A 14,725-nucleotide genomic window follows, 5' to 3' on the forward strand; every position below is an offset into this window, starting at 1 on the left:
CGAATCTACTTCTTTCAGAAATCGCTCGACAGCGTCGCCTGCCGTCCCGGAATCGCGCCCTCGTGTTCGAGCAGGCGGCGCTTCAGGTCGACGCGGTCACCTTCGGTCTCACCGGAGAAGCCGCCGAGCCAGTCCGTGCCGACGACGCGGTGGCAGGGGACCACGACGGGGACGGGGTTCCGGCCGCAGGCCTGCCCGACCGCGACCGGGCTGGAGTCGAGAGTGGCGGCGATTTCACCGTAGGTTCGCGTCTCACCGAGGGGAATCGCGGCCATCTCGCGCATCACCTCGCCGGTGAACGAGTCCGGGAAGGAGACGGTGAGGTCGACGCTTTCGCGCTCGCCGCGGCCGTACTCCGCGACCTGCTCGCGGATGGTCTCTGGCGGTGCGTCGACCAGCGTCTCGTCCACCGTGAACGAGCCGCCGAGGACCGAGAGGTGCATGCGATTGGGTGGGCGTGCCAGCGACCTAACTCTGCTGTCCGCGTCCCGCAACCGCCTTGCCACTCGGGTTCGAACCCCGGCGCATGGCAGACGTCGCGGCACGGGACTGGCGACTCATCCGAGAGGAATCGCGGGACGGCCCGACCAACATGGCGCTCGACGAGGTCGCGGCGAAGTCGGCGACCGAGGACGGGGTTCGCACCATCCGGGTGTACCGGTGGGAGCCGAGCTGTCTCTCGCTCGGATACGGGCAGGCGCCCGAGAGCGTCGACTGGGACTTCTGCGAGCGCGAGGGCATCGACGTGACCCGGCGCCAGACCGGCGGTGGCGGCATCTACCACGACTCCCACGCCGACATCTCCTACTCCATCGTCGCGCCAGCCGAGGAGCTGCCGGGTGACCTGATGGAGTGCTACGAACTGCTCTGTGACCCCATCCTCGACGCCTTCGCGAACATGGGCGTCGACGCGGCCTTCGCCGACGACGAGTACCCGAGCATCCACCAGCCGGCGTGCTACCTGCGGGACATCCACCCGGCCCACGACGTGCTCGCGGGCGGGCAGAAGATATCGGGCAACGCCCAGTACCGCCAGCGCGACGCCGTCATCCAGCACGGCTCGCTCTCGTTCGACCTCGCGACCGCGAACCACTGCGGCGTCTTCGCGGGCGAGCCCGACCGCGACACCTTCGAGGACCGGGTGACGAGCATCCACGCCCAGTCCGGCATCGACCGCGAGGCGGCGGTCGGCGCCCTCGAAGACACCCTGCAGGACTGGGCCGACGCCGACGAGGGCGCCTGGACCGAGGACGAACTCGCGGCCGCCGCCGACCTCGCGGAATCGAAGTACCGAAGCGACACGTGGAACCGCGAGCGTGCGGACCCTACCTGAGTAGGGACTGTCCTCAACTCTGTGGCATCGATACCCATGGGTATGTCGAAAGCAGGTTCCCCCGACGCGGCAGCACTGTTCCAGAAGGTCACCGGCGAGACGGAGCTCGTGGACGAGCAAGAGGACAGTGTGAGCCACGAGACGGCCACCGACGAGGACGAGGCGTTCTTCGACGAGGCTCGCGAGGACGGCCTCGGAGACGCGGTCGAGGAGCCGGAGATGAGCGCACCCGAGTAGCGCGGCTCCGGGGCGGTGGTCGTCGACCGTCGCGGTCCGATACGCCTTTCCTCCCGCCCTCCTTGCGGTCTGGTATGCTACGAGTCGGTGCCCACGAGTCCATCGCGGGCGGTGTGTACAACGCGGTCGAGGACCAGGTCGAAGACGGCGGCAACTGCGGGCAGATATTCACCCACTCCCCGCAGGTGTGGCAGGACCCGAACATCGACGACGACGAGGCCGAGGAGTTCCGCCAGCTCTCCGACGAGCACGGCGTCGGCCCCTGGGTCATCCACTCGTCGTACCTCGTGAACCTCTGTACCCCCAAGGAGGACCTCCGCGAGAAGTCCGTCGACTCCATGCAGAAGGAGGTCGACGCGGCCGCCACGCTCGACATCCCGTACGTCAACGTCCACCTCGGCGCCCACACCGGCGCCGGCGTCGACGGCGGCCTCGACAACGCCGCGAGCGCGCTCGACGAACTCGACGTGCCCGAGGGCGTGACCGTCCTCATCGAGTCGGACGCGGGCTCGGGGACCAAACTGGGCGGTGACTTCGCACACCTCGCGGAGATCCTCGACCGGTCGGCCCAGGACCTCGACGTCTGTCTGGACACGGCCCACATGTTCGCGGCCGGCTACGACCTCTCCTCGCCCCAGGCCGTCGAGGAGACGCTACAGGAGTTCGACGACGTGGTCGGCGCGGAGCACCTCCAGTGCGTCCACCTCAACGACTCCAAGCACGAGTGCGGGACAAACAAGGACGAACACGCCCACATCGGCGAGGGGCTCATCGGCGAGGACGGCATGCGCGCGTTCGTCAACCACGACATGATCCGGGACGTCCCGCTCGTCCTCGAGACGCCGACGGAGGACGGCAAGAGCTTCGCGTGGAACATCGAGCGCGTGAAGGAACTCCGCGCGTAGACTCCTCGTCGAACGGACGCGTCGACACGACGACTGAAATCGTTCTTTCAGCCTACAGAGCCGCTTTAGTGGTGGCTACAGAACCCCTGTGTATGGTCTCGTTCCGAACTACCCTGCTGTTGCTCGCCTCCCTGCTCGCCATGCTCGCGGTCGGTCTCTCGTTCGTCCCCGTCGGCTGACCGGCCGCGCTGAGACACCGACCCGCTTTTGGCGCACCCTCTCCAAGCCCGCCCGTGCGCAGATTCGACGCCGAGTACCTCAACGCCACCCGCGAGGGGATGTGGGCGGACTCGCGGGCGGCCCTCGACCCGCTCGACCTCGACACCCGTGAGCGCGTGCTGGACGTCGGGTGCGGGACGGGCAAACTGACGGCGGTGCTGGCCGAGGAGACCGACGGCGAGGTCGTCGGCCTCGACGCCGACCCGGGGCTGCTCGCCCACGCCCGCGAGGTCGCACCCGTCGTGGCTGGCGACGCGACCCGGCTCCCGTTCCCCGACGATAGCTTCGACCTCGTGGTCTGTCAGGCGCTCCTCATCAACCTCCCCGACCCGGCCGCGGCCGTCCGCGAGTTCGCCCGCGTCTCCCGCGACGCGGTCGCCGCCGTCGAACCCGACAACGGCCTCGTGACGGTCGAGTCCTCGGTCGCCGCCGAATCCGACCTGGCGGCGCGGGCGCGGGAGGCCTACCTCACCGGCGTCGACACCGACGTGGCACTCGGCGCGGACGCCCGCGACGTGTTCGCGTCGGCGGGGCTCTCCGACGTGCAGACCCGGCGGTACGACCACTCGCGGACCGTCTCGCCGCCGTACGACCAGGCCGCCCTCGACGCCGCGACCCGGAAGGCCAGCGGGGCCAGCCTGGCGAGCGACGAGGCCGAACTCCGCCGGAGCCTCTCCGACGGCGAGTACGACGACCTGCGGGCAGCCTGGCGGGAGATGGGTCGTGCCGTCATCGAGCAGATGCAGGCGGGCGAGTACCGCCGGACGGAGACGGTCCCGTTCTTCGTGACCGTCGGGCGGACCTGACCACCTGGACGGTCTCGCGGCTGTGCGAGGGGCTCGCCAACCCGAACGGGTTAGGAGGCCAACTCAGGTGTGTCCCGACCCCACTGATTGTATGGAACAGGACGTCCCCGCCGACGCCACCAGAGCGGAGGTGTACAGTGCGTTCGACATCTCCACGGACCAGACCATCATCTACGACACGCGAGACACGGCTGCGTGGATCCAGTCCGACGTGACGTACGCCCTCGACGAGATGCGGTGACCCGGCTGTCGACGGTAGTCTTTTGTCGCCGCGGGCTGGACGGCCGGTGTGCACGAGGAACGTGACCGGTCGGCAGCGTTCGACGCGCTGAGCGACCCGACCCGGGTCGGCATCGTGGAGGCACTCGTCGCGGCCCGCCGCGAGGACCCCGGAGACCCCACGCTCTCGTTCTCGGCCCTGCGCGACCGCGTCGGTGTCGACGACTCCGGACGGTTCAACTACCACCTCGGCAAGCTCCGCGGCCGGTTCGTCGAACGGACGGACGACGGCTACGAGCTGAGCTACGCGGGTGAGCAGGTCGCGGCCGCCATCCTGGCCGGCACGCTCGACGAGGGCGAGACGCTCGACACGGTCCGGCTCGACCACGGCTGCCCCATCTGTGGGGCGACGATGACCGCCCGGTTCGACCAGGGGACGCTCACCGCGGAATGCGACGAGGGGCACCAGGTCTACCGGACGGGCGTCCCGCTCGCGGCGGCGCGGGGGCGCACGGTCGAGGAACTGCTCTCGTTCTCCGTCGACCTCATCCACAGCCGGGTGCTGTTGAACACGCGGGGCATCTGCCACGAGTGCTACGGCCACGTCGAGAGCGAGGTGCAGTACCAGGAGGCCAACGACGTGTCGTTCCACGCCCTGCACTGGACCTGCCAGCAGTGCGGCACGAAGTCCCAGTCCTCGCTCGGTATCTGCCTGCTCCAGCATCCCGACCTCCTCACCTTCTACCGCGACCACGGCGTCGACGTGGCCGAGACGTACCCGTGGCTGTTGCCCGTCATCCAGACGCCCGCGGAGCAGGTTTCCGCGGAGCCGGAACGCTACCGGCTGGAGATCGCGGAGGACGACGAGACGTTCCGGGCGACCCTCGACGGCGACGGCTCCGTCGTCGCGACAGAGCGGCTCGACCGGTCAGACTGACTACAGAACGGTCCTTCTGGGAACGCTTTTTTACGGCCCACGAGACGTGGGCGGTATGGATCCCCGAATCGAACGTCACGCGGAGATCATCGTCGAACACTCCACGAAGGTCGAGCCCGACGACGACGTGCTGGTCGTCGCGCCACCCGTCGCCGAGGACCTCGTCGTCGCCATCTACGAGCGCCTCGGCGACATCGGGGCGAACCCGTCGCTCTCGATGCGCTCCATGCGGGCGATGCGCGCCTACCTGCGTTCCTCGGACCCCGAGGACTTCGAGCTGCCCGAGCACGACCTCGCGCAGATGGAGGAGACGGACGTGGTCATCATCGTCCGCGGCGACGAGAACACGAACGAGCGCAGCGACGTGCCGCCGGAGACGACGAGCGCGTACGGGAAGGCCCTCCAGCCCATCGGCGAAGAGCGCATGGGCAAGCGCTGGGTCGGCACGCAGTACCCCGCGACCGGCAACGCCCAGGAGGCCGAGATGTCCACGTCGGCGTACGAGGACTTCGTCTACGACGCCATCGACAAGGACTGGGACGCACAGCGCGAGTTCCAGGAGAACATGGTCGAGATACTCGACCCCGCCGACGAGGTCCACATCGTCTCCGGCGAGACGACGGACATCCGGATGAGCGTCGACGGGATGGTCACCGCGAACGACTACGCGGAACTCAACCTGCCTGGCGGCGAGGTCTACACCGCCCCCGTCCCCGACAGCGTCGAGGGCGAGGTGCTGTTCGACAAGCCGCTGATGGCCCAGGGCCGCGAGATGACCGACGTGTGGCTCAAGTTCGAGGAGGGCGAGGTCGTCGAGCACTCCGCCGCGAAGAACGAGGAGGTGCTGACAGCGGTACTCAACACCGACGAGGGTGCCCGCCGCCTCGGTGAACTCGGCATCGGGATGAACCGGGACATCGACCAGTTCACCTACAACATGCTGTTCGACGAGAAGATGGGCGACACCATCCACCTCGCCATCGGGAAGGCCATCGCCCACACCGTCCCCGACGGTCAGCCCCTGAACGAGAGCGCGATGCACATGGACATGATCGTCGACATGAGCGAGGACTCGTTCATCGAGGTCGACGGGGAGGTCGTACAGCGGAACGGGACGTTCAGGTTCGAAGACGGGTTCGAAGGCTAGGCCCGGAGCCTCTCTCCTGTTGCTCGCCAGAACTACCATCTCGAAAACAGAAACGCGCTTCGCGGAACCGTTTTCCAGTCGCTGGACGGTGGCTGTACACATGGACCCACGTGTCAGAGAACACGCCGAAATCGTGGTCGACCACTGTCTGGACGTGCAGGAGGGGGAGAACGTGCTGGTGGTGGCGAAGCCGGCGGCGGAGGAGTTCGTCGTCGCCCTGTACGAACTGCTCGGGGAGCGGAACGCGCTCCCGATGCGGGTCGGGGACAGCCCGCGCGCCTCGCAGGCGTACCTCGGCGAACTCGATATCGACGCCGCAGCGCTGAAGGAGCATCGGCTGGCAGCCTACGAGGCGGCAGACAAGGTCGTCCTCGTCTGGGGGATGGAGAACACGCGAGCGTCGAGCGAGATGGACCCCGAGATCTCGAACGCGATGGGCGAGGCGAACCGCCCCGTCTTCGAGGAGCGAATGGATACGCCCTGGGTCGGGACGATGCACCCACTTTCGGGGACTGCCCAGGAGGCCGAGATGAGCACGCCCGCCTACGAGGACTTCGTCTACGACGCCATCGACAAGGACTGGGAGGCCCAGCGCGAGTTCCAGGAGAACATGGTCGAGATCCTCGACCCCGCCGAGGAGGTCCGCATCGTCTCCGGCGACGAGACCGACGTCACGATGCGGGTCGACGGGATGGACGCGGGGAACGACCACGCGAAGCGCAACCTGCCCGGCGGGGAGGTCTACACGGTCCCGATTCCCGAGTCCGTCGAGGGCGAGGTGCGCTTCGACGTGCCGGTCGTCCAGCGCGGGAAGCAACTCGCCGGGGTCTGGCTCCGGTTCGAGGCGGGCGAGGTGGTCGACTTCGCGGCCGAGAAGAACGAGGAGACCCTCGAAAGTATCCTCGACGCCGACGAGGGCGCGAGGCGTCTCGGTGAGTTGGGAATCGGCATGAACCGGGATATCGACCGGGTGACGAACCACATGCTGTTCGACGAGAAGATGGGCGATACCGTCCACCTCGCATTGGGGACGGCAATCGAGGACGTGGTCCCGGAGGGCCAACCGTGCAACGAGAGCATGGTTCACGTCGACATGCTGGTCGACATGAGCGAGGACTCGTACATCGAGGTGGATGGCGAGGTCGTCCAGCGGGACGGGACGTTCGTGTTCGAGGAGTAGCGAGGGGCCGAACGAAGTGAGGCCCTCGAAATGCGAGCGGCGGAGCCGCGAGCAGTAGCGAGAACCTCGTATTCCGAACGCGGAGCGTGGTGTGCGCCGGGATGGTACCCTGTCCGGGGCCCACCGACTGGTGGGACTCGGACGCCCGCCCCGCACCATATCAGCCACTAGACAGAAATGTCGTTCTGCGAACTATTAACGGGTCCCCCGCCGTCTCCGGTGGTATGGATCCCCGAATCGAGGAACACGCCGAGATCATCGTCGAACACTCCACGGACGTCCAGCCCGGTGACCAGGTCGTCGTCTCGGGCCCGCCGGAGGCCCGGGACCTCGTCGCCGCGGTCTACGGGAAACTGGGCGAGATCGGTGCCCTCCCGGTCCAGATAACCCAGGACCCGCGGGCGATGCGTGAGTACATGCTCGCGGTCGACCCGGACGAACTCGACCTGCCGACACACCTCCAGGCCCTCATCGACGAGACGGACGTGATGATCGGCATCCGGGCGAGTTCGAACAAGAACGAGACGAGCGACGTGCCACCGGAGAAGAACTCGGCGATGGCCACGCTCCACAAGCCCATCAGCGAGGCCGTGATGGAGAAGCGCTGGCTCGGCACGCAGTTCCCCGCCACGGGCGACGCCCAGAAGGCGGAGATGAGCACGCCGGCCTACGAGGAGTTCGTCTACAGCGCCGTCAACAAGGATTGGGACGAACAGCGCGAGTTGCAACAGCAGGTCGTCGACCGGCTGGAGGAGGCCGACGAGGTCCGCATCGTCTCCGGCGAGACGACCGACGTGACGATGTCCATCGCGGGCAACATCGTCAAGAACGACTACGCCGAGCACAACCTGCCCGGCGGCGAGGTGTTCACCGCGCCGGTCCCCGACAGCGTGGAGGGCGAGGTGCTGTTCGACAAGCCGCTGATGGCCCAGGGTCGTGAGATCACCGGCGTCCGACTCGTCTTCGAAGCGGGCGAGGTCGTCGAGTTCGAGGCCGACAAGAACGAGGAGGTCCTCGGTGCGGTGTTGCAGACCGACGAGGGCGCGAACCGCCTCGGCGAACTCGGTATCGGGATGAACCGCGACATCGACCAGTTCACGTACAACATGCTGTTCGACGAGAAGATGGGCGACACCGTCCACATGGCCCTCGGTCGCGCCTACGAGGACACCGTCGGTGAGGGCAACGAGCGCAACGACTCCGCGATGCACATGGACATGATCGTCGACATGAGCGAGGACTCGTCCATCGAGGTGGATGGCGAGGTCATCCAGCGGGACGGGACGTTCTGGTTCGAAGACGGGTTCGAGGGGTAGGGAGATTCGAACGGAGTGAGAATCTCCAGGTCCGAACGGGGAGCGTAGCGACCCGTGAGGAGTAGCGAGGTTCTGAGCGGAGCGAAGAACCTCGAATCTGAACGGCGACCGTCGGGAGCCGTGAAGAGGACTTCGAGAACTAGACCGTCTCCGTCGGTCGCGACCCGCTTTCTACGACCGCAGCGACACCACCAGCAGCACCGCGACCGTCAGCAGGACGGTCGTCAGCCAGACCGCCGTGGTGTCGGACCCGACGAGGTGGGTGCCGAAGAGCCACCCGGAGAGGTAGCCCCAGGGCGCGACGACGATGGGCAGCGTCAGCGCGTAGACCGGTGAGATGGCGGAGAACCTGTCGGTGAGGGGGGAGGTGGGGACCATGGGACGCGGTTCTCGCGCCGCGACCGTATACCTTTTCGACGGGACCGGGTCGGGTGAGAGCTCGGTTCGCCGGCGTGTCGTCAGACCACGTCGCCGCGGACCGTCGCGCCCTCCTGCTGGTCGCGCCAGGCGTGGAGGTCCTTCGCGGCTTCCTGCGCCTGCTCTTCCTCCAGTCCGAGCATCCCGAGCGCCCGCGAGAGCGTCGGAAGCGCGAGTTCGGACTCGCGGAGCTTGCGCATCGCCTCCTCGCTGCGCTGGCCGTCGACCCACAGGCACACCCCGCGGGGGTCGAGCAGCGTGGTCCAGTCCTCGCGCCGCTTCGCGCCGGCGAGGCGCTGGGTGACGTTGTCCTCGAAACTGGCGTTGCACACCTCGAGGTGGACCGGTTCGTCGTCCTCCAGCAGGTGCGCCGCGAGGCACTTCTCCGGGGCGGCGTGGCCGTTCGCGTTCGCGCGGAGGGACTCGGGGTTCGCCTCGGCCCACTCGGTGCGGACGGTCTGGCCGACACCCTTGACGCCGTACTCGGCTTCGAACTCGTCGGCGCGGTCGGCGTCGCCGCCCAGCAGGATGTCCTTGGTGAGGTAGACGTCGAGGCGGTCGACGGGGTCGAGGCCGAGGGCCACGTCGCCGTACACCCAGACCTCTCGCACCGGAACCGGCATCGGCTCGGACTCGACCGCGTCGAGGATGGCTTCCACCCGGTCGAGGGCCGCGTCACGTTCGAGACTCATTGCCCCTCCCTACCGGCCGCAGGGGAAAAACGTCCGCGCTTCGGTCGCCAGCCGCGACACCGGTCAGGCGCGCTTGTTCTCGTCGGTCGAGATGTGGACCGTCTTCTCGACGGTCGCGTGGACGGTGCCGTCTTCGGCGACCACGTCGGCGGTGTACTCGCGGTCGATGGAGTCCTGGTCCTCGAGGGTCGACTGGATGTCGGCGAGTTCCTCGTCGGGGACGCGGAAGCGAGCGTAGAGGTCCTCGGTGCCGGGCTTCTTGAAGCGGATCTCGGCGGCCTTGTCCCAGACGACGTACTCCTCGGGGAGGGCCTTGATGAGGATCATCGCGAACATCGGGTCGCAGGCGCCGTAGATGCTCCCGCCGAAGGTCGTGCCCATGTAGTTGCGGGTGCGCCAGCTCCGGGGGATGCGGACGCGGATCTCCTGCCAGTCGTCGGCGATGTACTGGACCCGGCCGCCGGTCCCCCGGTAGGAGGGCCAGACGTTGAAGAGGAGGCGGAACAGTCGCGTGCGCCAGGACTCGCTCATAGATGCCGCCCACGTGACGACCGACCGTGAGTGCTGTGGAACCCGAGACGCGTCGTCTCGGGTTGTCGACCTCGGTCAGCGGTGAGTGTCACCGCGCGTCGGTCGGGACGGCGAACCTAGAGGGAGTCCGGACGGATTCTAGACGCTGTTTGGGACGAGCCCACACGGAGTTTGAAAAACGCTCTTTCAGCGATGTGTCGAACCGGATTCTCGGGGACGAACCCCTGAGCGACCATGTCAGACCGAACACCACGACGGACGGCTGCAGCAGACAGCGACGGACGAACGACCACGCGACGCGGTGCGCTCGCCACGATGACGGCCCTCGGCGCGGCGGGGCTGGTCCCGGGCTTCGCGGCGGCAGGACCCGGTCGCGGTGGCGGACAGACTACCACCTTGACCGTGCGCATCGAGAACGTCGCGTCGCTCGACCAGTACCCGACCGCCCCCGGGCTGCCGCGCTCGACCGGCGGCGCGGTCTGGATCACTCCCGGTGCGTACGCACTCTACCGGGGAAAGAACCCGGTCTTCACGCGCCGCCGGTCCGCCAGCCCGGGGCTGGAAGCCATCGCCGAGGCCGGGCGCCCGATGGGGACGCCCGAGAACGGTTCCCTCGTCGAGGAACTGCGGAACTTGCGGAACGTCCGGGTCGCCGGCGCGTGGACGCCGGCAGACACCGTCGCGGACCCCAACGACCCGACCGGCTCGGTCCCGGGTGCGCCACCCATCGCCCCGGGCGGTGCCTTCGAGTTCGCGGTGACCGCCGAGCGGGGGGAGAAACTCGCCTTCGCCACGATGTTCGTGCCATCGAACGACGCGTTCTTCGCCCCGGGGATGGGCGGTATCCCGCTCTCGGGCATCACCTCGGCCACGGACGTGACCGACCGCGTCGCCCTCTGGGACGCCGGGACGGAACCGAACGAGGACCCCGCCAGCGGCCACCCGACGCAGGCGCCCCGCCAGGGGCTCGAGTTCGGGGACCCGGACAAGGGACCGGACGAGAACGGTGTGGTCCGCCAGCTCCGACCGACGGACAACGTGAACGACGGGCACAGCTACCCGGACCCGGCCGACGCCATCCGGGTGACGCTCACGCCCGAATAGGGGAACGGAGCCTCGCCGGTCCGGCAGGCGGGTCTGGCCAGTCGGCCCGGTCGAATGCGGCCTCACGTCGACCCGCGGTCAGCGCGGGTCGAGCCTGCCGCCGGGCGAGCCGGCACACGTCGCCTGTGCGACGACGGTCCCCTGGGGTCCGCGGAGCGTCACGGTTCTCCCGGGACAGAGCGGTTCCGCGAAGTTCGCGCCGCGGAGGAACTCCCGGGGCGAGCCACCCTTCACGCCGTCGATGTCGCCCGTGGTCCGCACCTCGACGAACCCGCCCGGCTCCAGCGGGATGGTGTCGAGCTGGTAGGTCCCGAGCCCCTCGTACTCCAGCGTGTAGCTCCGGAGCTGGACGACGTCCTCCCCTGCATTCCGGACGAAGACCGACTCGTGCTCGCCCCCCGCGTCGACCTCGAGCCGGAGGTCGGCGCTGGGCCGGTGGGTCCGGTTCCGCGACGGGTCCACGACGCCCCTGATACGCTCGATGCAGCCCGCGCTCCCGGCCGCGGCGACGGTCGCACAGGCGGCGAGCAGGGCACGACGGCGCGGGGACGAGACCCGACGGCGCGGGGACGACATACCCGCCCGTATCCTCGCCACCCCCGAATAGCTTCCCCCCGTGGCACCCGCCGCGACGGGGCGGAAACCGCGGGCGCGGTGTCGTCGGTTCTCGGAGCTTTATGCGGGCGGCGGCCCTCAGGCCGTGGTATGAGAGGCCGCATCACGAACGAGGCAGGAGACGAGGACCTCGTGTGGATACTCGGCTGGGGGAACCGGCTGCACCACGAGAACGTGCAGTGGCTCGAAGACCGGTTCGCCGAGGGTGGCTACCGGATCCACACGATCCAGATTCCGGACTTCCCGGCAGACTTCTACGACGAGTGGGTCCGCCCGGCGCGGGAGTACGTCGCCGACCTCGACGACTTCCGGCTGGCCGGCCACAGCACGGGCGGGCTCATCGCGTCGTACCTCGACGGGGCAGAGACGACGACCTACCTCAGCCCGTGGTGGGGCTACCCAGAGGACATGCCCGGCCGGGTGCTCGACCTGGTCGGGCGACTCGGCTCCCGGCGGAAGCTCATCCCCTCCGGTATCAGCACTCGCGAGGCCATCGGAGCGCTGGCGACCGACCGCCAGCTGGCCGACGGGGCCGAGAAGGTCTCGCCCCGGTTCGTCCGAGAGACCCGGCGCGGCCACCGCGAGCGCCCGTCCATCGACGAGGACGCGGTCGTCTTCTGCACGCTCCGTGACCAGGTCGTCAGCACGCGCGCCATCGGCGAGGCCGTCCCCGAAGAGCAGGTCGTCCTGTACGACGGCGGCCACGAGCTGTTCTCCTCCGAGCGCCGCGACGCGTACGTCGAGGAGCTGCTCGCGGCGGTCGACGGCGGGCTGGCGGCGGTCGAGACGGCGTAAGACACGACCCGACGCGCGAAGACGAAACCCGTATCCCGCCGTGGCGGCAACCACACGCCGATGACCGAGTGCACCAAGTGCGACCGCGAGGCGGTGATGCACGCCGCGTACTCCGGCGCACACCTCTGCGAGACGCACTTCTGCGAGTCCGTCGAGAAGCGGGTGCGCCGGCGGATTCGCGAGGACGGGCTGGTGCCACGCGACGCCACTCCCGACGAGCCCGAGACGTGGGTCATCGGGCTCTCCGGCGGGAAGGACAGCGTGGTGCTCACCCACATCCTCGACGACGTGTTCGCGCCCGACCCCCGCATCGAGCTGGTCGCGCTGACCATCCACGAGGGCATCGAGGGCTACCGCGACGAGAGCGTCGACGCCTGCGTCGAACTCGCCGAAGACCTCGAGTTGCGCCACGAACTCGTCACCTACGAGGAGGAGTTCGGCGTCCGCATGGACGACGTGGTCGAGGACGACCCCGAGAACATGGCGGCCTGTGCCTACTGCGGCGTCTTCCGGCGTGACCTCCTCGAATCGTACGCCGACGAGTTCGGCGCGGACAAACTGCTGACGGGCCACAACCTCGACGACGAGGCCCAGACCGCCCTGATGAACTTCCTCGAGGGCGACGTGGCCCAGATCGCCAAGCACTTCGACGCCAGCATCGGCGCGTTCGAAGACCGTGAGGAACAGGACGAGTTCGTCCCGCGCGCCAAGCCCCTGCGCGACGTGCCCGAGAAGGAGGTCGCGCTCTACTGCCACCTGCAGGACCTCCCCGCACACATCACCGAGTGCCCCCACGCCAGCGAGGCCTACCGCGGCGAGATACAGCGTCTGCTGTTCGACCTGGAGGAGAACCACCCCGGCACCCGCCACTCCATCATGGCCGGCTACGAGGAACTGGCCGGCATCGTCGCGGAACGCTACCGCGAGGACGGCGACGGCTCGAAGACCGACCTGAACGAGTGCGAGGAGTGCGGGTCGACGACGACCCGCGACGTCTGTCGCAAGTGCTCGCTGCTGGACGCGCTGGGCGCGGTCTGACCGGCGACGAGAACCCGAACTGCTTCTACCCCGGCGTGAGAACGCCCGCGTATGACCTACCCCGAGGACCTGCTCGACCGCGGGAGCGTGGACTACGTCGAGCAGACGCACGTCCTGCCCGCCGAGGAGTTCGAGGCCGCCCGCGACCGCGCCGAGACCATCGACGGGGGCGTGGTCGTCGGCGTCACCGACGACGAGGACCGAGTGCTGCTGGTCCAGAACGACTGGAGCGACGGCTGGATACTGCCGGGCGGCGGCGTCGAACCGGGCGAAGACTGGGAGGCGGCGGCCCGCCGCGAGGCCGAGGAGGAGACCGGGGTCGCGGTCACCCTCGACGGCCCCGAACTCGTCTACCAGGGCCGACTCGAACACGTCGACACCGGCGAGGTGCTCGAGGACGGCTACGCGGTCTTCTTCGCCGCCTCGCCCCGCGACGACGGGACGGTCGCCGACGACCCGGGCGTGGCCGACGAGGACATCCAGGCGGTCGAGTGGTTCGCGGCGGTCCCGGCGGACGTGGACCCGGACCACGAGGCCGAGGTCCGACGCTTCGTCGACGGAGCCGGACCGTAAGACGGGGTCCGGCCCCGAAACCGCTTTCCGATATCGCCCGTACCTCCGCCCATGGGACTCCTCGATAGCCTGCGCGAGCTGTTCCGGTCGCCGCCGTCGGACCCGGAGCCCGAGCCGGCGGAACGGGCGACCCCGGCGTCCGACCCGGACCGGATGTACGGCACACCACCCGACGATGACGACGACGGGTTCGGGCTGCCCGACGAACCTGGGGACGAGCCCGAGGAACGCCCGACCGAGCCGCCCGAGGCGTTCGCCTACGAGGCCCAGGAGTTCGTCGACTTCTGGCACGAGTACCCCCTCGACTTCACGCTCTCGTCGCTCGCCCACCTCGACAGCCTCGTCACGGAGAACTGGGAGCCGGAGGCGTTCGCGGGCGTCCAGCCGACCCCCGACGGCGGGTCCGATGCCCGGACCTTCTACGGCATCGTCCAGTCCATCGGGAGCTACGTCGGTGAGACGCTCGTCCGCGACTGCGACGGCGAGTGGACGGAGGCGGGGAGTGGCAACTGGGCGGTCGTCGTGGAAGGTCCAGAGGGACAGGCGACCGTCGCCGTGTTCAGTATCGCCGCGGAGGCGTTCACCGACGCGCCGCACTTCCGGTCGTTCGTCGAGAAGCTCGAACGCGAGACGGGCGTCTGACCGGTCGACCGGTCCTCGA

The 14,725-nt window shown here is 68.7% G+C and carries 19 protein-coding genes; 14 read left to right on the top strand and 5 right to left on the bottom strand.

Features of this window, described 5'->3' with window-relative positions; all coding sequences use genetic code 11:
• Nucleotides 1-14: 14 nt before the first annotated feature.
• Nucleotides 15-443 (bottom strand): methylated-DNA--[protein]-cysteine S-methyltransferase, encoded by a 429-nt coding sequence (locus NOV86_RS14475; protein WP_267642292.1) that lies wholly within the window; start codon nucleotides 441-443, stop codon nucleotides 15-17.
• An 83-nt stretch (nucleotides 444-526) separates the two neighbouring features.
• Here NOV86_RS14475 and NOV86_RS14480 point away from each other — a divergent pair, with 83 nt between their 5' ends.
• The 9 genes from NOV86_RS14480 to NOV86_RS14520 all read left to right on the top strand — a co-directional run bounded on the left by NOV86_RS14480 (nucleotide 527) and on the right by NOV86_RS14520 (nucleotide 8,299).
• Nucleotides 527-1,333, top strand: coding sequence for a lipoate--protein ligase family protein (locus NOV86_RS14480; protein WP_267642293.1), 807 nt, complete (start codon nucleotides 527-529; stop codon nucleotides 1,331-1,333).
• A 42-nt stretch (nucleotides 1,334-1,375) separates the two neighbouring features.
• Entirely contained in the window at nucleotides 1,376-1,570 is a 195-nt protein-coding gene (locus tag NOV86_RS14485) for a hypothetical protein (RefSeq protein ID WP_267642294.1), read from the top strand.
• Between the two features lie 74 nt (nucleotides 1,571-1,644).
• Nucleotides 1,645-2,475 carry a deoxyribonuclease IV gene (locus NOV86_RS14490; RefSeq protein ID WP_267642295.1) on the top strand — a complete coding sequence of 277 codons (831 nt, stop codon included), beginning with the start codon at nucleotides 1,645-1,647 and terminating at the stop codon, nucleotides 2,473-2,475.
• A 278-nt stretch (nucleotides 2,476-2,753) separates the two neighbouring features.
• Entirely contained in the window at nucleotides 2,754-3,500 is a 747-nt protein-coding gene (locus NOV86_RS14495) for a class I SAM-dependent methyltransferase (RefSeq protein ID WP_303647796.1), read from the top strand.
• Between the two features lie 91 nt (nucleotides 3,501-3,591).
• A complete protein-coding gene (locus NOV86_RS14500; RefSeq protein ID WP_267642297.1) occupies nucleotides 3,592-3,741 on the top strand; it encodes a DUF7331 family protein in 150 nt (49 codons plus the stop codon).
• A gap of 48 nt (nucleotides 3,742-3,789) precedes the next feature.
• Entirely contained in the window at nucleotides 3,790-4,656 is an 867-nt protein-coding gene (locus NOV86_RS14505) for a DUF7351 domain-containing protein (RefSeq protein WP_267642299.1), read from the top strand.
• A gap of 55 nt (nucleotides 4,657-4,711) precedes the next feature.
• Nucleotides 4,712-5,803 (top strand): aminopeptidase, encoded by a 1,092-nt coding sequence (locus tag NOV86_RS14510; RefSeq protein WP_267642300.1) that lies wholly within the window; start codon nucleotides 4,712-4,714, stop codon nucleotides 5,801-5,803.
• A gap of 100 nt (nucleotides 5,804-5,903) precedes the next feature.
• Nucleotides 5,904-6,983, top strand: coding sequence for an aminopeptidase (locus NOV86_RS14515; RefSeq protein ID WP_267642302.1), 1,080 nt, complete (start codon nucleotides 5,904-5,906; stop codon nucleotides 6,981-6,983).
• A 224-nt stretch (nucleotides 6,984-7,207) separates the two neighbouring features.
• Nucleotides 7,208-8,299, top strand: a complete 1,092-nt coding sequence (locus NOV86_RS14520; RefSeq protein WP_267642303.1) for an aminopeptidase — start codon at nucleotides 7,208-7,210, stop codon at nucleotides 8,297-8,299.
• A gap of 171 nt (nucleotides 8,300-8,470) precedes the next feature.
• On the opposite strand, the gene NOV86_RS14525 is transcribed toward NOV86_RS14520, so the two are convergent.
• The 3 genes from NOV86_RS14525 to NOV86_RS14535 form a co-directional block, all read right to left on the bottom strand.
• Complete coding sequence (locus NOV86_RS14525) at nucleotides 8,471-8,677, bottom strand: hypothetical protein (RefSeq protein ID WP_267642304.1); 207 nt, start codon at nucleotides 8,675-8,677, stop codon at nucleotides 8,471-8,473.
• Nucleotides 8,678-8,757: 80 nt separating this feature from the next.
• The gene (locus NOV86_RS14530) at nucleotides 8,758-9,408 is read right to left on the bottom strand and encodes a DUF7095 family protein (protein ID WP_267642305.1); all 651 of its coding nucleotides are present in this window, start codon (nucleotides 9,406-9,408) and stop codon (nucleotides 8,758-8,760) included.
• Between the two features lie 63 nt (nucleotides 9,409-9,471).
• Entirely contained in the window at nucleotides 9,472-9,939 is a 468-nt protein-coding gene (locus tag NOV86_RS14535; protein WP_267642306.1) for a DUF4442 domain-containing protein, read from the bottom strand.
• A gap of 234 nt (nucleotides 9,940-10,173) precedes the next feature.
• On the opposite strand from NOV86_RS14535, the gene NOV86_RS14540 reads away from it, so the two are divergent.
• Nucleotides 10,174-11,043 (top strand): spondin domain-containing protein, encoded by an 870-nt coding sequence (locus NOV86_RS14540; RefSeq protein ID WP_267642307.1) that lies wholly within the window; start codon nucleotides 10,174-10,176, stop codon nucleotides 11,041-11,043.
• 78 nt (nucleotides 11,044-11,121) lie between these two features.
• On the opposite strand, the gene NOV86_RS14545 is transcribed toward NOV86_RS14540, so the two are convergent.
• Nucleotides 11,122-11,619, bottom strand: a complete 498-nt coding sequence (locus tag NOV86_RS14545; RefSeq protein ID WP_267642309.1) for a lamin tail domain-containing protein — start codon at nucleotides 11,617-11,619, stop codon at nucleotides 11,122-11,124.
• A gap of 129 nt (nucleotides 11,620-11,748) precedes the next feature.
• Between NOV86_RS14545 and NOV86_RS14550 the strand changes: the two genes are divergently transcribed.
• From NOV86_RS14550 to NOV86_RS14565, 4 genes are read left to right on the top strand one after another with little or no spacing between them, the layout of a single operon-like run.
• On the top strand, nucleotides 11,749-12,453 hold the full coding sequence (locus NOV86_RS14550; RefSeq protein WP_267642311.1) for an alpha/beta fold hydrolase: 705 nt from the start codon (nucleotides 11,749-11,751) through the stop codon (nucleotides 12,451-12,453).
• 60 nt (nucleotides 12,454-12,513) lie between these two features.
• The gene (gene ncsA / locus NOV86_RS14555) at nucleotides 12,514-13,491 is read left to right on the top strand and encodes a tRNA 2-thiolation protein NcsA (RefSeq protein ID WP_267642312.1); all 978 of its coding nucleotides are present in this window, start codon (nucleotides 12,514-12,516) and stop codon (nucleotides 13,489-13,491) included.
• A 51-nt stretch (nucleotides 13,492-13,542) separates the two neighbouring features.
• Complete coding sequence (locus NOV86_RS14560; RefSeq protein ID WP_267642313.1) at nucleotides 13,543-14,064, top strand: NUDIX domain-containing protein; 522 nt, start codon at nucleotides 13,543-13,545, stop codon at nucleotides 14,062-14,064.
• A gap of 51 nt (nucleotides 14,065-14,115) precedes the next feature.
• The gene (locus tag NOV86_RS14565) at nucleotides 14,116-14,706 is read left to right on the top strand and encodes a hypothetical protein (protein ID WP_267642314.1); all 591 of its coding nucleotides are present in this window, start codon (nucleotides 14,116-14,118) and stop codon (nucleotides 14,704-14,706) included.
• Nucleotides 14,707-14,725: the final 19 nt, after the last annotated feature.

It is taken from the genome of Haloarchaeobius amylolyticus (genome assembly GCF_026616195.1).
Taxonomy (GTDB): Archaea; Halobacteriota; Halobacteria; order Halobacteriales; family Natrialbaceae; genus Haloarchaeobius; species Haloarchaeobius amylolyticus.